Below are 21908 nucleotides of genomic sequence, written 5' to 3'. Positions count from 1 at the left end.
AGACACCACATGACCATCCAGAACCGCGAACCGGTCAATTATCTGGCGGGCGAGATGCCCCTGCACCGGTATTGCGCCCATCATGCGCAGCAGACGCCCGAGCGCATCGCGCTGCTGTGGTACGGCCGCACGATCTGCTGGCGGGAGCTGGACCAGGCCTCGACGCGGCTGGCGGTGCAGTTGCAGCGGTTGGGCGTGACACGCGGCGATCGCGTTGCGCTGTTTCTGCACAACTGTCCGCAAGCCATCGTGGCCCATCTGGCCACGGCCAAGCTGGGCGGCATCGTCGTGCCCTGCGGGCCGCTGTCGCGTCAGCACGAACTGCGCGACCAACTGGCCGATTGCGGCGCCAAGATTCTGGTGGCGGCGGCCGACCTGATGCCGATTGTCGAGGCCGCGCGACCGGGTACGTCTGTCACGACTGTCATTACCACGCGCTATGCCGATCTGCAGCCTTCGCAGCCCGCGTGCCGCAAGGCGCTGGCCGTGCCGCCCGAGTTGATTGCCGCCGATGCCTCGTCTGCTCCGCCGCTCAGGAACAAGCCGGGCGCCGCGCAGCTCGACCTGATGCAACTCATGGCTGAACCCGTGGATGTGGCCGAGCGCGATGCCGTGGCTGCCATCACCGTTGACCTCGACGAAGTGGCGCTGATGGTCTACACCTCGGGCACCACAGGCCGCCCGAAGGGCGCCATGCTTACGCACCGCAACGCGCTGTACAAGACCGCTGTCACGGTGCAGGTCAGCGGCATCCATGCTTCGGACGTGATGCTGGCGGTGGCGCCGCTGTCCCATATCGCCGGCATGCTGATGGGCATGAACGTGATGCTGTATTCCGGTGCGACGACCATCCTGCTCTATCGGTTCGATCCCCTGGCCGTGCTGCAGGCCATCGACCGCTACCGCGTGACACGCTGGTACAGCATGACGCCAATGAACCTGGCCGTCATGGCGCATCCGGACGCCGCGCAGTACCGCATGGAATCCTTGGTGGCCAACCCATGCACCAGCTTCGGCGTCACGCTGACCGAAGCCATTGCCGAGCAGTGGCGTGCTTTTGCCGGCCCGCAGTGCCGCATCTATGAAGCCGCCTATGGCCTGTCGGAAACCCACACCTGCGATGCCATCACGCCTGCCGATGCGCCACGCTGGGGGTGGCACGGCAAGATCGTCCCGCAGACCGAGGTACGCATCGTCGACCCGCATACCGGCGCCGAACTGCCCCCCGGCCAGGCGGGCGAAATCACCATCCGCAGCCCGGGCGTGTTCCGTGGCTACTGGCAGCGCGACGAGGCCACGCGCGCCGTCCTGCACAACGGCTTTCTGCGCACTGGGGATATCGGCCAGGTCTCGCCCGACGGTTACCTGCAATGGCAGGGCCGCATCAAGGAGATGATCAAGGTGTCGGGCTACAGCGTGTTTCCGGAAGAGGTCGAGGCGCTCCTCTCGCGCCACCCGGGCATCCGCCAAGTGGCCGTGACGCCCATCCCCGATCCGGACAAAGGTGAAGTCGTCTGCGCGCACGTGGTGCCGATGAACGGCGTGACGCTCTCGGAAGCCGAGCTGATTGCCTGGTCGCGCGACAACATGGCGCCGTACAAGGTGCCGCGGCGCGTGAAGTTCCATGATGCGCTGCCCGCTACCGCAACGGGCAAGGTGCTGCGAAGGTTGCTGCGCGAAGAAGCCATCGCCGCCTGAAAACGAAACGGCCGCCAAATTCTGGCGGCCGTTTTGTCAGGTCTGCACGAAGCGTTTCTGCCGGGCGATGCTCATCAGGATGCCGATGCCCATGCCCAGCGTGACAAGCGCCGTCCCCCCGTAACTGATGAGCGGCAGCGGCACACCCACGACAGGCAGGATGCCGCTCACCATGCCCATGTTGACGAAGGCGTAAGTAAAGAAGATCAGCGTGATCGACCCAGCCAGCAGGCGCCCGAACAGCGTCCCGGCATTGGCTGCAATAAAGAGCCCACGCAAGATCAGCAGCAGATACAGGAACAGCAGCACGCCGTTGCCCACCAGCCCGAACTCCTCCGAATACACCGCGAAGATGAAGTCGGTGTGCTTCTCGGGGATGAACTCCAGGTGGGTTTGCGTACCCTTCAGCCATCCCTTGCCTGTCACGCCGCCCGAGCCGATGGCAATGATCGACTGGATGGTGTGGAAGCCCTTGCCGAGCGGGTCGGTGGTCGGGTCGAGCAGCGTACACACGCGGTGTTGCTGGTAGTCGTGCAGGATCGGCCAGTTCACGCCAGGAGCGCAGATGCGCGATTCGAACGACACCACCAGCGTGATCGCCGTGACAGCAATCACCAGTACCGGCACGATCAGCCGCCACGACAGCCCGGCAAAGTAGATCACGTAGATGCCTGCCGCCAGCACCAGAAGCGCGGTGCCCAGGTCCGGCTGCTTGGCGATCAGTCCCACGGGAATCAGAAGCAGCAAGGCTGCCGCCAGATAGTCATACCAGTGGATCACGCCCTCGCGCTTCTGGAAGTACCACGCCAGCATGAGCGGCATGGCGATCTTCATGATCTCGGAAGGCTGTACCACCACGCCGATATTGAGCCACCGCCGCGCGCCCTTGCGGATCAGCCCGAACGCCGCCACGCCGATCAACAGCGCCACGCCGACGGTGTAGAGCGGCACCGCAAAGCGCATCAGCGTTTGCTGCGGCAGGTTGGCGATGATCCACATCAGCACGAACGACAGCAGGATGTTGCGGACCTGGTCTTCCACCCGGCCCGGCATGTCGATGGCGGCCGAATACAGCGCGACCAATCCCGTGCCGAGCAGCAGGAAGACGATCAGCGCCAGCGGGCCATCGAAGCCGGTGAAGAGCGACTTGATGATGTTGAATATGCGGCGCTTGTCCAGTTTGTCCATGGCGAGATCCTCAAGCGCAAATATCAGGGTGCGGCCGGCTTGGAGGCCGGTTTCTGCGCGGGCTTCGGCGCCGGCTTGTTACCCGGCTTGGCGTCCTTCGCGCCCTTTGGCGTGGTCGCCGGGGCCGCCGCCGGTGCGGCAGCGTTGCCACGTCCGCGCGGTGGCAGTTCGGGTGCCGGTTGTGCATGCGACAGCGCTTGCAGCACCTGGGCGTCCAGCGTGGCCGGGGCGATAGCTTCGGTGCTGGTGCCGGCTTCGCGCAGGGCCGGTGCCACCAGGTCGGGCGACAGCGGCGGCGCGCTGCGGGTGGCGCCTGATGCCACCGACGATGCGGCCGGCGCCGAAGCGGCGACCACGGCACTGGCGGCGGGGGCTGACACGCCTGAAGCGGCAGCCACCCCGGACGCCGCCTCTGCAGCCACTTGGGGCGCAGCCGTCGCGCTGGCAATGGTGGCCGTCTTGCCGGTCGAGAACACGCTGGGCGTATCCACCGGCGGTTGCTGCTGGGGCTTCGGCGCGGTGGCAGCCAGTTCTGCAGGCCACTTGCCGGTCAGGTAATAGTCCATGACCGCACGTGCAATTGGCGCGGCCGACGCGGCACCAAAGCCGGCGTTTTCCACGATGAGTGCCAGCGCGATCTTCGGATGGTCCGCCGGCGCGAACGCCTCGAACAGCGCGTGGTCGCGCTTGTTTTCGGGAATGGCGTGGTGGTTGTACTTCTCGTTCTTGCCCAGCGAGTACACCTGCGCCGTCCCCGTCTTGCCCGCCGACACGTATTGCGCACCGATGAACGCCTTGGCTGCCGTACCGGCCTGGTTCACGCCCACCATGGCTCGCTTGATCACGTCGATGTTCGCCTGCTTGAGCGGGATCCGGTAGCTCTCTGTCGGCACCGTCAGCGCGCGCGACTTGGACAGCGAATCTTCGACCGCCTTCACCAGGTGAGGCTTCATCACCACGCCGTTGTTTGCCAGCGTCGATATCGCATGCGCGAGCTGCAGGATGGTGAAGTTGTTGTAGCCCTGGCCAATGCCCAGCGAGATGGTTTCGCCGTCGTACCACTTCTGCTGTTCGGGCCGCTTGTAGGCTTTGCGCTTCCAGTCGGTGGACGGCAGGATGCCGGTGCGCTCGCCCTCGATGTCGATGCCCGTGACCTGCCCGAAGCCGAAGGGCTTCATGAAATCGTGGATGGCATTGACGCCCATGTCGTTGGCGAGCCGGTAGTAATACGTGTCGCACGACATCACGATGGACCGGTACATGTCGACCCAGCCGTGGCCGCCCGGAACGTCGTCGCGGAACGTGTGGTTACCCAGCGTGAACGAGCCGGGATCGGCCATGCCCCACTGCGGCGTGCGCTTGCCAAGCTCGAGCGCGCCCAGCGCCATGAACGGCTTGTACGTCGAGCCGGGCGGATACGTGCCGCGCAGCGGGCGGTTCAGCAGCGGCTTGTCCGGCGAGTTGTTCAGCTCGCCCCAGGTCGCGCTGTCGATGCCTTCAATGAACAGGTTCGGATCGAATGTCGGCTTGGAGACGAAGGCGAGGATGTCACCCGTTTCGGGTTCGATCGCCACCAGTGCGCCGCGGCGGTTGCCGAAGAGCTGCTCGGCCAGCCGCTGCAGGTTGATATCGAGCGACAGGATCAGGTTGTTGCCCGGCGTTGCCTGCGAGGTCGATAGCGTGCGGATCGGCCGGCCGCCCGCGCTCACTTCCACCTCTTCGTAGCCAGTCAGGCCGTGCAGCTCGGTCTCGTAGCTCTGTTCGATGCCGACTTTGCCGATGTATTCCGTGCCGCTGTAGTTGTTGGAATCCTTGCGCGGGTCATACGCCACGCCGGGCTGGCTGTTGGCATCGCTCATGTTGTCGATGCGGTCCAGGTCGCGCTCGGAAATCCGGCCGATGTAGCCGATCACGTGCGATGCCGAGTCGCCCAGCGGGTATTGGCGGAATAGCCGCGCATGCACGTCCACGCCCGGAAAGCGGAAGCGCTGCGCAGAGAAGCGTGCCACTTCCTGATCGGTCAGCTGACTGCGGATCGGCAGGCTTTCGAAGCTGCGCGCATCTTCCATCAGGCGCTTGAAGCGGCGGCGGTCGCGCGGCTGGATATCGACCACCTGGGCAAGCTGGTCGATGGTGTTGTCCAGCGTGTCCTGCAGCTTGGACGGCGTGATCTCCAGCGTGTACGCCGAATAGTTGCGCGCCAGCACCACGCCGTTGCGGTCCATGATGATGCCGCGATTGGGCTCGATCGGCGCCACCGAGATGCGGTTGTCCTCCGCCTTGGCCGAATACTGCTCGTGCTTGACCTCCTGCAGCCAGAAGAAACGCGCCAGCAGCAGCCCGAAGCAGACGAGCACGAACAGGGCGGCTGCCGCCAGCCGCAGGCGGAAGCGCGACAGCTCCTGCTCGACGTTGCGGATTTCGGTCATGCCAGGTGAGGGCGAATAGCGGGGTGCATCAGATCGGCCGCCTTAGATGGGCCGAGTTTCATCGACGCTCTCCGGGCGCCGCTGCGGCGCCAGCAGGAACGCGTTTGCGAACGGCCACAAGGCGGCTTCGATCAGCGGTGGCAGGATGACCTGCCAGTCCGGCAGGTGCGCGCCCATCAGCAGGCGGATGACGATCGGTACGGCGTGCGCCAGCACCAGCAGCGGCAGCACATGCAGCGCCTGCGACAGCACCGAGAACCACAGCACGCGCCGGTGAATCGTGATCGCGAAGTACGACAGCATCGTGTACGCCATCGCGTGTTCGCCAAGCAGGCGCGCTTCGTGCACGTCCATCAACAGACCCAGCAGGAAGGCCACCACCATGCCCACGCGGCGCGGCTGATGGATGTTCCAGAACACCAGCACGAGTGCCACCAGATCGGGAATCCACTGCATGTGGCCCCACGGCATCAGGTTGAACAGGAACGCCAGCACGAAGCTGAAAGCGATGAAGCCCGGGTTGACCGGGCGCAGCAGATATTGGGGCGAGTTCATGATCGATGGCCTCGCTTCAGCGTTTTTGCGCTGAATCGGTGTCCAGCGGATTGCCGTCGGCGTCGGTCGGGCGCGGCGGCGGAGCGTTTTCTTCAGCTGCGGGCGCGGGGCCCGGGACATTGGCCTCGGCGGCGGCGCGTGCAGCGCGGTCCTTCTCTTCGCGCGCGTTGCGTGCAGCGTTCTTGCCCTTGGGCACTGGCGCCGGCGACAGATCCGTCGGCGGCGGGAAGCCCGATTCGTACTTCACGATCAGCAGGTGCCGGTTGCTGCGGATGCCGGCCACCGGTTCGCAGACCACCCGCGAGAAAGCGGTGTCGGCCTTGCGCTCGATTTGCGAAATACGAGCCACCGGCAGGCCCGCAGGATAGACGCCATCCAGCCCGGACGTGACCAGCAGGTCGCCCTGCTGCAGATCGGCCGAGGCAGCCATGAAGCGCAGGTCCAGCGCACCCGGTCGGGCACCGCCAAAGGCTACGCTGCGCAGGCCGTTGCGCACGACCTCCACGGGAATCGCCTGGTCCTTGTCGGTCAGCAGCGTGACTTGCGATTCAAACAGCGACACGCGCGTCACCTGACCAACCACGCCGCGATCATCGATGACCGGGTAGCCCGCGCGCACACCGTCCTTGGAGCCGCGATCGATCACGATGCGCTGCGTATAAGGGTCACGCGCCTCGTAGAGGACTTCCGCCGCCACCGTGGGCACCGCCGCGTGCTGTTTCAGATTGAGCAGCGTACGCAGATTGCGGTTTTCGGCTTCGAGCTGCGAGGCGCGCAGCGATTGCTGCGCCTGGGCAACGGCCGATTCGCGCAGGCTGCGGTTATCAACAGCCAGCTTGGTGGACGATTGCGTGTATTCGAGTGCGGCGCGTGCCGTATCGCGCGGGATCAGAACCAGGCGCTCGACGGGGTACAGGATGACCGACACGACTTGCCGGACCACGCCCAGCACGGACATGCGGGCATCGATCACCAGCAGCGCAAGCGCGAGCGCGAGCAAAGCGACCAGCCGCGCGGTGGCGGACGGGCCCTGCTTGAAGAGGGGCGGCGGGGAGTAATCCATGACCCGGACGCTTCAAATGGGCACGGCAGACGCGTGACGGTCAACGTCAAGGTCAACGGCCTGCCGGCAACAGATTGGGTGTGGCGCTGGTGCGGTGCCCAAGCCCTTGGCGGGCGGAGCACGGCGCACCGGCGCAAGACGCATCTCAGCGGTCCGCGAAGGCGGCTGGCGTGACCACAATCGTAGTCACGAAATCGGTCACAACAGCGGAACGCGGATCGGCGCGGCGCATGGTCCCGTTATTCGTACGAGAAGATGCTGCCGAGCTTGTCCATGCGTTCGAGCGCCATGCCCGAGCCACGCACCACGCAGGTCAGCGGGTCTTCGGCCACGAGCACGGGCAGGCCGGTTTCTTCGGCCAGAAGGCGGTCGAGGTCGCGCAGCAGCGCGCCGCCGCCGGTGAGCATCATGCCGCGCTCGGCAATGTCGGCGCCCAGTTCAGGCGGGGTTTGTTCCAGGGCGATCTTCACCGAGGAGACGATCTGGTTCAGCGGGTCTGTCAGTGCTTCCAGGATTTCGTTGGACGACACCGTGAAGGCGCGCGGAATGCCTTCCGACAGGTTGCGGCCCTTCACTTCCATTTCGCGCACTTCCGAACCCGGGAAGGCCGAGCCGATTTCCTTCTTGATGGCTTCGGCGGTCTGTTCGCCGATCAGCATGCCGTAGTTGCGGCGGATGTAGTTGACGATGGCCTCGTCGAACTTGTCGCCGCCCACGCGCACGCTGCCCTTGTAGACCATGCCGCCCAGCGAGATGATGCCCACCTCGGTGGTGCCGCCGCCAATGTCCACCACCATCGAACCCGACGGCTCCGACACCGGCAGGCCGGCGCCAATGGCAGCGGCCATCGGCTCTTCAATCAGGTACACCTGCGACGCCCCGGCGCCGAGCGCCGATTCACGGATGGCGCGGCGCTCGACCTGGGTCGACCCGCACGGCACGCAGATGATGATGCGCGGGCTCGGGCGCAGCAGCTTGGTGTCGTGCACCATCTTGATGAACTGCTTGAGCATCTGCTCGGTGACGGTGAAGTCGGCGATCACGCCGTCTTTCATCGGGCGGATCGCCTCGATATTGCCCGGCACCTTGCCCAGCATCTGCTTGGCTTCCTTACCGACGGCCTGGATGGTTTTCTTGGCGTTCGGGCCACCTTCCTGGCGAATGGCCACCACCGACGGCTCGTCAAGGACGATGCCCTTGTCGCGGACGTAGATCAGGGTGTTGGCGGTGCCGAGGTCGATCGCGAGATCGTTGGAGAAATAGCTGCGCAAAAAGCCGAACATCGAATGAATCCTGTTTTTCGAGTCATGGGCGGCCCAGCAGCAGGACTGCGGCGCAACGGCTGCACCAACGCGCAGACCTCGCACGGGCATGCCATGCGGTCCGATCCTGCTACTGCGCTCCCGGGAATGTCGCGGGCTCCGTGGTGATCGACGGTGGGGTGCCGTGGCACTGGCCATCCTGCCGAGGCTGGGCTGCCCGGAGAGGGGGCCCCCAAGGAACCTTTGATTAAGTGTCGCCTGATGCTGACGGTGCGACTGCCGGGAGGTTCCCGGGGTACTTAATCAGAGGGTCCGTGACTGCACGAAGTCGCCTGCTGACTTAGAAATTTAGTCGGCAATCATACCTTATAATTCGGGCACTCTGCGGGTATTCGGCGGGCGTTTGGCGCCAAAATTGCGGCAAATCGGCGCTGCCAGGGCCCAACCTGGGCGCCCCTTGCGCGCAGTAGCCGTCGCTTGTCGTACGTTGCCCGCCCGCCGCTGCACTCACTGACCCATTCCGATGGCACTCGAACTCTCCGACGTCAAACGCATCGCCCACCTCGCCCGTATCGAAGTCTCCGAAGGCGAGGCCGCGCAGACCCTCACCCAGCTCAACCAGTTTTTCTCGCTGGTCGAGCAGATGCAGGCCGTGGACACCACCGGCATTGAGCCGATGGCCCACCCGATCGAGCAAGTTCAGGCGCAAGCACAGCGCTTGCGCGACGATGCCGTCACCGAGGCCGACCGCCGCGCGGACTACCAGCAATGCGCGCCGGCCACCGAAGCAGGCCTGTACCTCGTGCCCAAGGTGATCGAGTAATCCGCGTAAACGGCGCTCCCGCGCCTGCCTTGAACCCACTCCATTCGACGTCGCCGGCGCTTGCCGGCAGCCCATCCGAACGTATTCGATGACCGCATCCACGATCAAAGCCCTGTCCGCCCAACTCGCCGCCAAGGAGGTTTCGGCGGAGGAACTGGCGCGCCATTACCTGTCGCGCATCGAGGCCGGGGCGCACCTCAACGCCTTTACCCACGTCGACGCCGAGGCAACGCTTGCCCAGGCCCGGGCCGCCGACGCGCGCATCGCAGCCGGTAACGGGGCGCCGCTGACCGGCGTGCCGATTGCGCACAAGGACGTGTTCGTCACGCGCGGCTGGCGCGCCACGGCGGGCTCCAAGATGCTCGGCAATTACACCAGCCCGTTTGACGCCACCGTCGTCGAGCGCCTGGGCGCGGCCGGCATGGTGACGTTGGGCAAGACCAACATGGACGAGTTTGCGATGGGCTCGTCCAATGAGAACTCGGCCTTCGGCGCGGTCAAAAACCCCTGGAACGTCGAGCACGTGCCGGGCGGCTCGTCGGGTGGCTCGGCGGCGGCGGTGGCGGCCGATCTGGCGCCCGCTGCAACGGGAACGGACACGGGCGGCTCGATCCGCCAGCCGGCATCGTTCTCGGGCATCACGGGCATCAAGCCGACGTACGGCCGTGTGTCGCGCTACGGCATGATCGCCTTTGCCTCGTCGCTGGATCAGGGAGGCCCGATGGCGCGCACGGCCGAAGATTGTGCGCTGCTGCTGTCTGCCATGGCTGGCTTCGACCCGCGCGATTCCACCAGTCTGGAACCCGGCCGCGGTGGCGACGTGGAAGACTTCGGCCGCCTGCTCGGCCAGCCGCTGCAAGGCGCCGATGCTGCGCGCCCGCTGGCCGGCCTGCGCATTGGTCTGCCCAAGGAGTATTTTGGCGAAGGCTTGGCCGAGGACGTGCGCACCACGGTGCGCGCCGCGCTGGCCGAGCTGGAAAAGCTCGGCGCCACGCTGGTCGACATCAGCCTGCCGAAGACCGAACTGTCGATCCCGACGTACTACGTGATCGCCCCGGCCGAGGCGTCGTCCAACTTGTCGCGCTTTGACGGTGTGCGTTACGGCCACCGCGCGGCGGAATACCGCGATCTGGCCGACATGTATCGCAAGTCCCGCGCCGAAGGGTTTGGCTGGGAGGTCAAGCGCCGCATCCTGGTGGGCGCCTATGTGCTGTCCCACGGGTATTACGACGCCTATTACCTCCAGGCGCAGAAGATCCGCCGCATCATCGCGCAGGATTTCCAGAACGTGCTGGCCGGTGCCAATCGCCAATGCGACGTGATCATGGGGCCGGTTGCCCCGACTGTCGCCTGGAAACTGGGCGAGAAGACGAGCGACCCCGTGCAGATGTACCTGGCCGACATCTTCACGCTGTCGACCAGCCTGGCTGGCCTGCCGGGCATGAGCGTGCCGGCCGGTTTCGGCGCCAACGGTTTGCCGGTTGGCTTGCAGATCATCGGCAACTATTTTGAAGAGGCACGCATGCTGCAGATTGCGCATGCGTTCCAGCAGGCGACCGACTGGCACAACCGCCAGCCGGCGGCCTGAGGCCCGTTCCGACGTACCCGCTCCGCGCAGGAGGCACGCATGAACCACCGCATCCGCACTGCACTCGGGCTGGCGCTTGCTGCCGGCCTGCTGGCGGCGTGCGTGCCGATTCCGCTGCCGTCCATTCCGGGCATCAGCCGCCCGTCGAAGCCGCCGCCGATCTCCGACCGCCGCATCGACATCAACGGCTACTGCAACCAGACCGAGGAAGACGGCTTCCGCGAGCAGGCGACGCTCACCGTGGCCGACAACAACGTCAGCGCCATGCAATGGCAGTTGTGGGTCGGCCGGCGCGGTTCGTGTCAGTTCGACCTGTCGACGTTCCAGCAGACCAAGCGCCGCCCCAGCATCGAGCTGCGCGAGCGCTACGGCAAGTGCACGCTGATGGTTTGGCAGGACCCACGCCGCGTCACGCTGGCACACGCCAACTGCGAAGCGCATTGCACGCCCGGCATCTATGACGAAGCCTGGCCGGTGATGTTCGATCCGCAAACGGGCCAATGCGCCCGGAATGCCCGGTGATGCGTACATCGCTCCGTGTGCTGGCGGCGCTAGCAAGCGCCCTGGCGCTGCACGCCGCTGCACAACCGACGCCGGACGCCGAAGGCGCCTTGCCTGACATGCCGGCTGCGCGTGCGCCATCATCAGCAGAATTGGGCGTGCAGACGGTGGAGATTCCGCGCGCGTCGATGAAGGACGCCGAGGATGCACCGCAAACGCTGACCGCCTACTGGGTCGCATCGCCCGTCAAGGCACCTGCGACCGGCGCGCCGGTGGTGATCGCGCTGCACGGCTGCAGCGGCCTCTATACGCAGGCCGGGGCGGATGCCAAGGCGCTGGGCTCGCGGTATCGCGGGTATGCGCAGTGGCTGGGCGCGCGGGGCTATGCGGTGGTGTTTCCCGACAGCTTCGGCCCGCGCGGTAAGCCGCATGGCATCTGCACCGAACGTACTGCCACGCGCGATATCAATGGCGCGGTGCGCCGCGCCGACGTGCTGGCGACGATCCGCTGGGTAGCCGGGCAGCCGGGCGTGGATGCGCGCCGCATTGTTCTGCTGGGTTGGTCCAACGGCGCGCAGGCCGTGCTGGAGGCCGTGGATGCCAGCCGTCCCTGGCCCGTCGATACGCCTGGGGTCAATCGCGCGGTGGCGTTTTATCCGGGCTGTGCGTCGGCGCAGAAACGGCCCGACTATCGGCTGAATGCGCCGTTGCTGCTGCTGGCCGGCGGCAACGACGACTGGACGCCGGCCGATCATTGCCAGGCGTTGCAGACTGCCGTACTGGCGCGACAGCCGCAGGCCCGTTTCGAGCTGGACATGTTTGGCGGCGCGTACCACGGCTTTGATGGCACGGCGCCGGTCAAGGAGCGCAACGGCATCCCGAAGGGGCGTCGCTATGGAACGGTCACGGTCGGTGGCGATCCGGCGGCGCGCGAAGCGGCGTTTGGGAAGCTCGCGGCGTGGCTCGATGCGCCGCACCCCTGATCGCAGCAACGCAAGAACACCTGAATACTGAGTACCTAGACATTCACACCACAACAATCGACAGGACACACGCAACATGCAATGGGAAGTGGTGATCGGCCTCGAGACGCACACGCAGCTCTCGACGGTCTCGAAGATTTTCTCCGGCGCCTCCACCGCCTTCGGCGCGGCGCCCAACACGCAGGCGGCGCCGGTTGACCTGGCGCTGCCGGGCGTGCTGCCGGTGCTGAATAAGGGCGCCGTCGAGCGTGCCATCGTGTTCGGTCTGGCCATCGGCGCCAAGATCGCGCCCAAGAGCATCTTTGCGCGCAAGAATTACTTCTACCCCGATCTGCCCAAGGGCTACCAGATCAGCCAGTACGAGATTCCGGTGGTGCAGGGCGGCACGCTGACCATCCAGGTGGAAGGCAAGAACGGTCAGCCCGGCTATGAGAAGACCGTGCAACTCACGCGTGCGCACCTGGAAGAAGATGCGGGCAAATCGCTGCACGAAGACTTTGCCGGCATGACTGGCATCGACTTGAACCGTGCCGGCACGCCGCTGCTGGAAATCGTGACCGAGCCCGACATGCGCAGCGCCGCCGAGGCCGTGGCCTATGCCAAGGCACTGCACGCGCTGGTGATGTGGCTGGGCATCTGCGACGGCAACATGCAGGAAGGCAGCTTCCGCTGCGACGCGAACGTGTCGGTGCGCCGGGGCCCGGACGCACCGTTCGGCACGCGCTGCGAAATCAAGAACCTCAACTCGTTCCGCTTCCTGGAAGAGGCGATCAACTACGAAGTGCGCCGCCAGATCGAGCTGATCGAAGACGGCGGCACCGTGGTGCAGGAAACGCGCCTGTACGATCCGGACCGCAAGGAAACGCGCTCGATGCGCAGCAAGGAAGACGCGCAGGATTACCGCTACTTCCCCGATCCCGACCTGCTGCCGCTCGTGATCGGCGACGACTGGGTCGAGCGCGTGCGCGCCACGTTGCCCGAACTGCCGGCCGCCATGGCTGCGCGCTTTGAATCCGCCTACGGCCTGCCGAAGTACGACGCCAGCATCCTGACCGCCACCAAGTCGACCGCTGCTTACTTCGAAGCCGTGGTGACTGATGCCGGTGCCGCGAACGCCAAGGCTGCCGCCAACTGGATCATGGGCGAGGTCGCCTCGAACCTGAACCGCGCCGATCTGGACATCGATGCTGCGCCGGTGTCGCCTGCGCAACTGGCCAAGCTGCTTGCGCGCATTGCCGACGGCACGATCAGCAACAACACCGCCAAGAAAGACGTCTTCCCCGCCATGTGGGCCGGCGAACACGGTGGCGATGCCGACGCGATCATCGCCGAGAAGGGCCTGAAGCAGATGTCGGACTCGGGCGAGCTGGAGAAGATCATCGACGACGTGCTGGCGGCCAACGCCAAGTCGGTCGAGGAATTCCGCGCCGGCAAGGAGAAGGCATTCAACGCGCTGGTCGGCCAGGCCATGAAGGCCACGCGCGGCAAGGCCAACCCTGCACAAGTCAACGAACTGCTGAAGAAGAAACTGGGCGCAGCCTGATGAGCACCTCCACGATGAACGCACAAGACGTCGCCAACTACCTGCAGGCGCATCCGGCCTTCTTTGAAGAGCACGCCGAGCTGCTGGCCGCCATCCAGCTCACCAGCCCGCACAGCCACCGTGCCGTGTCGCTGCAGGAGCGCCAGATGGAAATCCTGCGCGACAAGAACAAGCACCTCGAGCTCAAGCTGTCGGACCTGATGCGCCACGGCAACGAGAACGACCGCACGCAGCAGCGCGTGCATGCGTGGACGACGCGCCTGCTGGGCGAGGCCGACACGCATGCGTTGCCGTATGCCGTGCAGGATGGCCTGCGTGAGATTTTCGACGTGCCGGCCGTGGCGCTGCGCGTGTGGCAGGTGGGCGAAGAATTCGCGCACCTGGAAGTCGCGCAGGGCGTCAGCGAGGAAGTGCGCCTGTTTGCGGCCGGCCTGCGTGCGCCGTATTGCGGCGCCAACGCGGGCTTTGAGGCAGCCGGCTGGCTCGATACGTCGGACACTGGCGAGCCCATCGAGTCGCTCGCGATTGTGACGCTGCGCGTGCCTGTGCGTGGGGACGCCGATGCCAGCGCTGCGCCGGCATTCGGACTGCTGGTGCTCGGCTCGCCGGACGCCCGCCGCTTCCATGACGGCATGGGCACGACCTACCTCGCGCAGATCGGCGAACTGGCCGCTGCCACGCTCAACCGCCTGCGTGACTGAGCGCAGCCCGCCGCATGCCGCAATCTGCCTCCGCCGATGATCATGGTGCCCAGGCGCCGCATCCGCAGATTGCGGCGTACCTCGACGCACTGAAGTTCGAGCGGCAGCTCTCGCCGCACACGCTGGAGAGCTATACCCGCGAGCTGGCCGTGCTGCAGCGCCTGGGTGCGCAGCACGCTGCCAACGTCGATCTCACGCAGCTGCAGTCGCACCATATTCGCCGCATGATGGCGCAGCTGCACGGGAGTGGCTTGTCCGGCCGCAGCATTGCGCGGGCGCTGTCGGCGTGGCGTGGCTGGTTCAAGTGGATGGCGTTGCGCGATGCCGCCGTCACCGCCAACCCGGTCGACGGCGTGCGCGCGCCCAAGAGCCCGAAGCGCTTGCCGAAAGCGCTGTCCGTCGAGCAAGCCGTCGCGCTGATGGAGCAACTGCCCGGCGACGATGCCGAGACGGTTCGCGACCGCGCTGTCAACGAGCTGTTCTATTCGTGCGGGCTGCGGCTCTCCGAGCTGGTCAGCCTGGATATGCGGCACGTGAAGGCCGGCGAGTATGAATCTTCGAGCTGGCTCGACCTGGAAGCGCGCGAGGTGCAGGTGCTTGGCAAGGGCAGCAAGCGGCGCACCGTGCCGGTGGGCACCAAGGCGGCGGAGGCCCTGACCGCATGGCTGGCGGTGCGCGAGCAACTGGCCAAGCCGGACGCGGTGCCTGAAGACGCGCACGCGCTGTTTCTCTCGCCGCGCGGCAAGCGGTTGGCGCAGCGGCAGATTCAATTGCGCATGAAGCGCAACGCCATCGCGGCAGGTGTGCCGGCGGATGTGCACCCGCACGTGCTGCGGCATTCGTTTGCCACGCACATGCTGCAGTCGTCGGGCGATTTGCGTGCGGTGCAGGAACTGCTCGGCCACGCCAGCATCGCCAGCACGCAGGTTTATACTTCGCTCGATTTTCAGCACCTGGCCAAGATCTACGATCAGGCGCATCCCCGCGCGAAGAAGAAGTAGCGCTGCCCGCTTTGCCGGGCGAACCATCCCAGTCGTATGCAAACCCTGATTCTCAAGTCCGGCAAGGAGCGCTCGCTGCTGCGCCGGCACCCGTGGATTTTCGCCAACGCCATCGATCGCGTGGAGGGCAAGCCTGTCTCCGGCGCGACCGTCATCGTGCGGGCGCATAACGGCCAGTTTCTGGCGCGTGCGGCGTTCAGCCCCGTCTCGCAGATCCGCGCGCGCGCGTGGTCGTTCGACGAAGCCGAGCCCGTCGACCATGCCTTCTTCAAGCGCCGCATTGCCGCGGCAGTGGCGTACCGCCGCGCGTGGGTGCACGACACCGACGCCGTGCGCCTCGTCATGGGCGAAGCCGACGGCCTGCCCGGCTTGATCGTCGACCAGTACGGCACCGGTGAGACTGGCCAGCTCGTCTGCCAGTTCAGCGCCGCTGGCGTGGAGCACTGGAAGCAGGCGATCGTCGCCGCGCTCATCAAAGAGACGGGTTGCCCCAACGTCTACGAACGCTCCGATGTGAGCGTGCGCGAGCGCGAAGGCCTGGAGCAGATGACCGGCGTGCTGGCTGGCGCCGAGCCTGCCGCAGATCTGTCTGCCACCGAGCACGGCGTGCGCTACTACGTGGATGTGCGCGAAGGTCATAAGACCGGGTTCTACGTCGACCAGCGTGACAACCGCGCACTGGTCGGCGCGCTGGCCAAGGATCGCGACGTCCTCAACTGCTTTTGCTACACCGGCGGCTTCTCGCTGGCGGCGCTCAAGGGCGGGGCGCGCTCGGTGGTGTCGATCGACTCGTCGGGCGAGGCATTGGCGGTGGCCGAGCGCAACGTTGCGCTCAACGGTTTCGATCCGGCGCGCGCCGAGTGGTTGGATGCGGACGTCTTCAAGTCACTGCGCAACTTCCGCGCAGAAGGTCGTCAATTCGACCTGATCGTGCTGGACCCGCCCAAATTTGCGGCGTCGGCGCAGCAAGTCGATCGCGCGGCACGGGCGTACAAAGAGATCAACCTGGTCGGCATGCAGTTGCTGCGCCCGGGCGGTCTGCTGTTTACGTATTCGTGCTCGGGTGCAATCGACGCAGACCTGTTTCAAAAGATCGTCGCGGGCGCCGCGGCCGATGCCAAGGTGACGGCGCGCATCCAGCGCCGGCTTGCTGGCGGTGTGGACCACCCGCTGCTGACGAGCTTCCCGGAAGGCGAATACCTGAAGGGGCTGCTGCTCCAGATCGGCTAGCAATTTGTCGCAATTTTTGGCTTGTCCCGGCAAGCCTCCATTGCGAAGATGCGGTCCTTCGTCTTCCGCATCACGTGCATGGCTTCCAATGCTGCCCATCACGCAACGGGCTGGGCGGCAGGTCTGATTGCCGCCACCGCCGTCGCACAGGCTTCCCATACGTCTCTCGAACATCTCGGCAGCATCCTGGCGTTTTGCGCGGCGGTTGCCGGCAGCACTGCGCCTGACTGGATGGAGGTCGCCTGGTGGACGCGTGCACGCCGCCTCTGGATCACACACCGCACCGCCACCCACTGGGGCATTGGCTGGGTGGCCGTGCTTGTTCTGTCGTACCAGGCGCTGGGCCACGGCCATCTGTGGGCACCGCTGCTGTTCGGCTTCGCCTGCGGCGGGCTGATGCACCTGCTGGCGGACTGGCCCAATCCGTTGGGCGTGCCCTGGATCTGGGGGCGCCATTCCCTGAACTTGTGGAAGAGCGGCCGCTGCGATCTGATCGTGGTGATCCTGGCGTGGGCCGCGGCATGCTGGCTAGTGCGGCCGCTATGGGCCGCGACGGCAACCCGGGTGGTTGAATGGCTCGCCCACCAGGCGCGATGAGCCGGTCGACCGGCATTGTCTGATGGAAGCCGGGCCCGCGAACGACTAAGTTGGAACCGCCGGACGCCGTGCGTCCGAACCCAACTTCGTTTGCGCAACGCTTGCGCAAACGCCCTCACCGGGAGTCGTCGATGACACTGGATGTGACGCGCCAAGACCCTCGCTACAACACGCTCAAACATGGCTTCAACCTGCGCTGGCCGGCGACGGATGCGCAGGCCGCCAGCCGCATCGACCTCATTGAAAAGGCCGACGATGTGGTGCCCGCCGTGCAGCGCATCATCAACGCGGGTCAGCGCCCGACGGTGCGCAGTGGCGGGCATTGCTATGAGGATTTCGTCTCCAACAACCCGGACGGCACGATCGTCGATTTGAGCTTGCTCGCCACGCCCGAGGTGCACGCCGATGGCACAGTGCGCATTCCGGCCGGCACGCAGAACTGGAACGGTTACCTGGAGCTGTACAAGCGCCACAACGTGACGCTGCCTGGTGGCTCGTGCTATTCGGTGGGTGCTGGCGGGCATATCTGCGGCGGCGGCTATGGGTTGCTCTCACGGCTGCAAGGGCTGACGGTGGATTGGCTCTCGGCCGTTGACATCGTCACGGTGGACAAGACCGGCAAGGCGGCTGCCCGCACGGTGGATGCAGCGCACGATCCCGATCTGTTCCGTGCCTGCCGTGGCGCTGGCGGCGGCAACTTCGGCGTCATCACCGGCTACACGTTCGCCAAGCTGCCCGCGGCACCGCAGGAAGTTGCGCTCGCAACCGTGGCCTTCGACTGGGCCACCATGACGCCGCAGCGCTTTGCAGAACTGCTGCGCATCTACGGCGAATACTGGGAGACGCGCGGCAAGGATCCGGACACGTGGGGCATGTTTTCGCTGCTCAAGCTCACGCACAAATCGTCGGGGCAGATCGTCCTGCTCACGCAGTTCTGCAACCCCGACGGCACGTGCCGCGATCTCTCTGTCCTCAATGATTTTCTGAACCGCTTCCAGGCCTGCGCGCCCACGCCGGTCAAAGGGCGGCCGCCCGGCTACGGCCCCGCGCACAAGCAGGGCGTGGGGCAGCTGCTCTGCTCCAAGCCGCACACCATCGTGCAGTACGACTGGCTGACGGCCACGCAGTATCTGAACGGCTCGGGCGCCAATCAGCGCGGCAAGTACAAGTCGGCTTATATGAAACGCGGCTTCACGGCGCGCGAGGCGCAGCGCATCTATACGCACCTCACGCGGACGATGCCGGGCGTCGATCTGAGCCAGTCTCTGCTGCAAGTCGATTCGTACGGGGGCGCCGTCAACAAGGCCGAGCGCATTGGCGATACGGCTGTGCCGCAGCGGGCGTCGATCATGAAGCTGCAGTACCAGACGTATTGGACGTCTGCCGCCGATGACGCCGGTCACCTGCGCTGGATCAGCGATTTCTACCGCGACGTCTACGGCGCGCCCGATGTGCCCGCGCCGCACAGCGGCACGCCGTACCCCGGCGACCGGTACGAGGGCTGCTACATCAACTACCCCGACGTCGACATGCTGGCCTACCCGTTTTGGCCGCAGCTCTACTACGGCAGCGGCGACCTGTACGCGTTTCTGCAGGATGTGAAGCACCGGTATGATCCGAACAACATCTTCCACCACGCGATGTCCGTGCGTGTTTGATGGAGCCATCCCATGACCAATCGTCTTCGTCGAACTTTCATGCAGTGGACTGGTAGCTTGCCTTTGCTGGGCGCTCTTCCCAAAACCGTCATGGCCCAGGCGGGCGAGCAACCGGCTGCGTCAGGTGTGCAGCCTGTGGGCAATGCGCGCCCTCCCCGTTTCGCCTATGTCGGCACCTACACGTTCAACGCACCGGGCGGCACTGCCGGCGGCCCGGCTGCTCGCGGCATCTACGTGCTGGCGCCGCGCGGCGATGCGTGGACGCAGGTGCAGGTGGTCGAAAGTGCCAATCCGTCGTTCCTGGCCGTGCACCCGAATCAGCGGTTCCTGTACGCCATCAATGAACTGGAGGTCTACGAGGGCCGCCCAAACGGCAGCGCCGAGGCCTATGCAATTGACCCGCACGACGGCAAGCTGACGCTGTTGAATCGTCAGCCGCTGTCGCTATCGGGCACCAACCCCGCGCATGTGGTCGTGTCGCCGGACGGGAAGCACCTGTGCGTGTCGATCTACAGCGGTGGCGCGTACAACCTCCTGCCGATCGGCGAGGACGGCAAGCTTGGCGCCGTATCGGGCATCTTCAAGGACACCGGCTCCGGCCCCCGCCCCGAACAGGAAGCACCGCATGCGCACATGATGTTGTTCGACACCACCGGCCAGCACGTGATCGGCACCGACCTGGGCACCGATCGCATCAACGTGTTCGCCATCGAGGGCGGCAAGCTTGCTCCACGGGATCGTGCACAGCTCAAGCCCGGCAGCGGCCCGCGGCACTTGGCGCTGCATCCGCAAGGCAAGCTGCTCTACGTCATCAACGAACTTGAGGGCTCGGTCGCCTGCCACGGTTACGACCCCGCCACCGGCCACGTGCAGGAAGAGCGCCAACGCATCTCGACCACCCCTGCCGACTACACCGGTCAGAAGAGCGGCGCCGAGCTGCTGATGCATCCGTCGGGGCGCTTCCTCTACGCCAGCAACCGGAAGCTGAAGTCCGACCACCCGCTGGCCGACAGCGTGGCCGCATTCAGCATTGACGCCTCCGGCAAGCTCGCGCCGCTTCAGTACTGGAGCGAAGGTGTGCACTTCCCGCGCGCGATGACGATGGCGCCCGACGGCAGCTATGTCTACGTGCTCAACCAGAAGGGCGACACCATCCTGCGGCTGCGCATCGACGGTCAGACCGGCAAGCTGGACCAGCCCGTGGTGGTGGCGAAGGTGCCGACGCCCGTGTGTCTGATGTTTGCGGCGTAAGCGGCAACGAAGCGCGAAAAGAAACCCTGGGCGGCGCAAGGCCGCCCAATTGCAACTCAATTGCAGCAACCCGCGCCCCGTGGGACAATCCCGCGCATGAACAGCCGGACCCCGCGCGACGATCTCGTCACTCCGCAATCCCATTCGCCTGAAGAGGCTGCCCGCGCACGCCTGCGCGGCCTGGGTAGCCGTGTGACCGAGCCCCGCGTGCGCGTGCTGGCCGTGCTGATGCAGGGCGCCGATCCGCTCTCGCACCAGGCCGTGTGCGACGCGCTGCCGGACGATTCCGGCATCGACCGTGTGACGGTCTACCGCGTGCTCGACTGGCTCGTGGCCGGCGGCATCGTCCACAAGACGGCGGGGGCGGATCGTGTCTTCCGCTTCAGCCTGGCCGAGCACGACGCCGCGCGCGAAGCGGCGCACCGCTCGCACAGCCACTTCCACTGCACGCAATGCGGGCGCGACTTCTGCCTGGAGGGCGCCGAACCGCCGGCCATGCCGAAGGCTGGCCTGCCCGCCGGCTTCGCGGCCGACCATGCTGAACTCACCATCAAGGGCGCTTGCGCGGATTGCGCGCATCTGGCGGCCCATCACAAGACAGGAAACGCACCATGTCCAAAATGATCCCGGTCACCATCCTGACGGGCTTTCTCGGCAGCGGTAAGACCACGCTGCTCAAGCGCATCCTGACCGAACAGCACGGCATGAAGATCGCCGTGATCGAAAACGAGTTCGGCGAAGAAAACATCGACAACGACATCCTCGTGCAGGAGGGCAACGAGCAGATCGTGCAGATGAGCAACGGCTGCATTTGCTGCACGATCCGTGGTGACCTGGTGAAGGGGTTGTCCGACCTGCTCACGCGCCGCGACAACGGCCAGATCCAGTTTGACCGCGTGGTCATCGAGACCACCGGTGTTGCCAACCCCGGCCCCGTCGCGCAGACGTTCTTCATGGACGATGAGATCGCCAGCCGCTATCTGCTGGACGCGGTCATCACGCTGGTCGACGCCAAGCACGGCAACATGCAGCTCGACAAGCAGGAAGAAGCGCAGCGCCAGGTGGGCTTTGCCGACGCCATCTTCATCACCAAGAGCGATCTGGTTTCCGCCGACGATGTGGACGCACTGCGCCACCGCCTGCTGCACATGAACCCGCGCGCCCCGATCCGCACCGCCAATTTTGGTGAGACGCCGATCGACACCATTTTCGACCTGCGCGGCTTCAACCTGAACGCCAAGCTGGAGATCGATCCCGATTTCCTGCGCGAAGACGATCATGACCACCAGCACGATCATGATCACGACCACGCTTGCTCGGCAGACTGCGATCACGATCATGGCCATCACCATGGCCACGGTCATCACCATCACCACGGCCATGCTCACCACACGGACCGCATCGCCTCGTTCGTCTTCCGCAGCGAACGGCCGTTCAATTACACCAAGCTGGAGGAATTCCTCTCGGGCGTGCTGAATATCTACGGCGAGAAGCTGCTGCGCTACAAGGGCGTGCTGTATATGGAAGGCGTCGACCGCAAGGTCGTGTTTCAGGGCGTGCACCAGCTCATGGGCAGCGACGTGGGGGGCAAATGGGACGGCGAGACCCCTTCCAACCGGATGGTGTTCATCGGCGTAGACCTGCCGCGCGAAACGATTCTGAAAGGATTGGAGAACTGCCTGGCCTGATTTGGGCGCTTTTCGCCTCCATTTGGGTGGCCCCGCCGCGCGCTTTCAGGCAGAATCCGGGCCGGATTTCCTGTCCGTGTTTCTCCGATAGTTCAGTTAATATCGTTCAGCTACAATAGGTCGATTTAGAAGCACGTCGTCCGAAGCAC

The 21908-nt window shown here is 65.5% G+C and carries 19 protein-coding genes; 14 read left to right on the top strand and 5 right to left on the bottom strand.

Annotated features, from left to right (window positions below; translation table 11 throughout):
* Positions 1-9: 9 nt before the first annotated feature.
* Positions 10-1698 (top strand): AMP-binding protein, encoded by a 1689-nt coding sequence (locus tag DOD19_RS15135; protein WP_024977061.1) that lies wholly within the window; start codon positions 10-12, stop codon positions 1696-1698.
* A 36-nt stretch (positions 1699-1734) separates the two neighbouring features.
* On the opposite strand, the gene rodA is transcribed toward DOD19_RS15135, so the two are convergent.
* The 5 genes from rodA to DOD19_RS15110 form a co-directional block, all read right to left on the bottom strand.
* Positions 1735-2877 carry a rod shape-determining protein RodA gene (gene rodA / locus DOD19_RS15130; protein WP_024977060.1) on the bottom strand — a complete coding sequence of 381 codons (1143 nt, stop codon included), beginning with the start codon at positions 2875-2877 and terminating at the stop codon, positions 1735-1737.
* Between the two features lie 32 nt (positions 2878-2909).
* On the bottom strand, positions 2910-5315 hold the full coding sequence (gene mrdA, locus DOD19_RS15125) for a penicillin-binding protein 2 (RefSeq protein WP_112186323.1): 2406 nt from the start codon (positions 5313-5315) through the stop codon (positions 2910-2912).
* 42 nt (positions 5316-5357) lie between these two features.
* Complete coding sequence (gene mreD / locus DOD19_RS15120; RefSeq protein ID WP_015856079.1) at positions 5358-5870, bottom strand: rod shape-determining protein MreD; 513 nt, start codon at positions 5868-5870, stop codon at positions 5358-5360.
* Positions 5871-5886: 16 nt separating this feature from the next.
* Positions 5887-6933 carry a rod shape-determining protein MreC gene (mreC, locus tag DOD19_RS15115; protein ID WP_024977058.1) on the bottom strand — a complete coding sequence of 349 codons (1047 nt, stop codon included), beginning with the start codon at positions 6931-6933 and terminating at the stop codon, positions 5887-5889.
* 239 nt (positions 6934-7172) lie between these two features.
* Positions 7173-8216, bottom strand: a complete 1044-nt coding sequence (locus DOD19_RS15110) for a rod shape-determining protein (protein ID WP_004628293.1) — start codon at positions 8214-8216, stop codon at positions 7173-7175.
* A 502-nt stretch (positions 8217-8718) separates the two neighbouring features.
* Between DOD19_RS15110 and gatC the strand changes: the two genes are divergently transcribed.
* The 13 genes from gatC to DOD19_RS15045 all read left to right on the top strand — a co-directional run bounded on the left by gatC (position 8719) and on the right by DOD19_RS15045 (position 21759).
* Positions 8719-9018, top strand: a complete 300-nt coding sequence (gene gatC / locus DOD19_RS15105; RefSeq protein ID WP_004628291.1) for an Asp-tRNA(Asn)/Glu-tRNA(Gln) amidotransferase subunit GatC — start codon at positions 8719-8721, stop codon at positions 9016-9018.
* A gap of 88 nt (positions 9019-9106) precedes the next feature.
* On the top strand, positions 9107-10606 hold the full coding sequence (gatA, locus tag DOD19_RS15100) for an Asp-tRNA(Asn)/Glu-tRNA(Gln) amidotransferase subunit GatA (RefSeq protein ID WP_024977056.1): 1500 nt from the start codon (positions 9107-9109) through the stop codon (positions 10604-10606).
* 39 nt (positions 10607-10645) lie between these two features.
* A complete protein-coding gene (locus DOD19_RS15095; RefSeq protein ID WP_024977055.1) occupies positions 10646-11128 on the top strand; it encodes a hypothetical protein in 483 nt (160 codons plus the stop codon).
* Positions 11128-12090: a dienelactone hydrolase family protein gene (locus DOD19_RS15090; protein ID WP_112186597.1), complete on the top strand. Its 963-nt coding sequence runs from the start codon at positions 11128-11130 to the stop codon at positions 12088-12090. The genes DOD19_RS15095 and DOD19_RS15090 overlap by 1 nt, the downstream gene beginning before the upstream one ends.
* Positions 12091-12166: 76 nt before the next feature.
* The gene (gene gatB / locus DOD19_RS15085; protein WP_112186321.1) at positions 12167-13633 is read left to right on the top strand and encodes an Asp-tRNA(Asn)/Glu-tRNA(Gln) amidotransferase subunit GatB; all 1467 of its coding nucleotides are present in this window, start codon (positions 12167-12169) and stop codon (positions 13631-13633) included.
* Between the two features lie 14 nt (positions 13634-13647).
* Entirely contained in the window at positions 13648-14334 is a 687-nt protein-coding gene (locus DOD19_RS15080) for a DUF484 family protein (RefSeq protein ID WP_024977052.1), read from the top strand.
* A 14-nt stretch (positions 14335-14348) separates the two neighbouring features.
* Positions 14349-15335: a tyrosine recombinase XerC gene (xerC, locus tag DOD19_RS15075; protein WP_112186319.1), complete on the top strand. Its 987-nt coding sequence runs from the start codon at positions 14349-14351 to the stop codon at positions 15333-15335.
* Positions 15336-15371: 36 nt separating this feature from the next.
* The gene (locus tag DOD19_RS15070; protein ID WP_112186317.1) at positions 15372-16565 is read left to right on the top strand and encodes a class I SAM-dependent rRNA methyltransferase; all 1194 of its coding nucleotides are present in this window, start codon (positions 15372-15374) and stop codon (positions 16563-16565) included.
* A 78-nt stretch (positions 16566-16643) separates the two neighbouring features.
* Positions 16644-17162: a metal-dependent hydrolase gene (locus DOD19_RS15065; RefSeq protein ID WP_024977049.1), complete on the top strand. Its 519-nt coding sequence runs from the start codon at positions 16644-16646 to the stop codon at positions 17160-17162.
* Between the two features lie 131 nt (positions 17163-17293).
* The gene (locus tag DOD19_RS15060; protein WP_112186315.1) at positions 17294-18820 is read left to right on the top strand and encodes an FAD-binding oxidoreductase; all 1527 of its coding nucleotides are present in this window, start codon (positions 17294-17296) and stop codon (positions 18818-18820) included.
* Positions 18821-18832: 12 nt separating this feature from the next.
* Positions 18833-20071, top strand: coding sequence for a lactonase family protein (locus tag DOD19_RS15055; protein WP_112186313.1), 1239 nt, complete (start codon positions 18833-18835; stop codon positions 20069-20071).
* A 96-nt stretch (positions 20072-20167) separates the two neighbouring features.
* Positions 20168-20695 (top strand): Fur family transcriptional regulator, encoded by a 528-nt coding sequence (locus DOD19_RS15050; protein WP_112186311.1) that lies wholly within the window; start codon positions 20168-20170, stop codon positions 20693-20695.
* Positions 20683-21759, top strand: a complete 1077-nt coding sequence (locus DOD19_RS15045) for a GTP-binding protein (RefSeq protein WP_024977045.1) — start codon at positions 20683-20685, stop codon at positions 21757-21759. The genes DOD19_RS15050 and DOD19_RS15045 overlap by 13 nt, the downstream gene beginning before the upstream one ends.
* The last annotated feature ends 149 nt before the right edge of the window (positions 21760-21908 follow it).

The organism is Ralstonia sp. GX3-BWBA, from assembly GCF_003290055.1.
Classification (GTDB): Bacteria; Pseudomonadota; Gammaproteobacteria; order Burkholderiales; family Burkholderiaceae; genus Ralstonia; species Ralstonia holmesii.
This window is presented reverse-complemented; position numbering and strand designations above follow the sequence as displayed.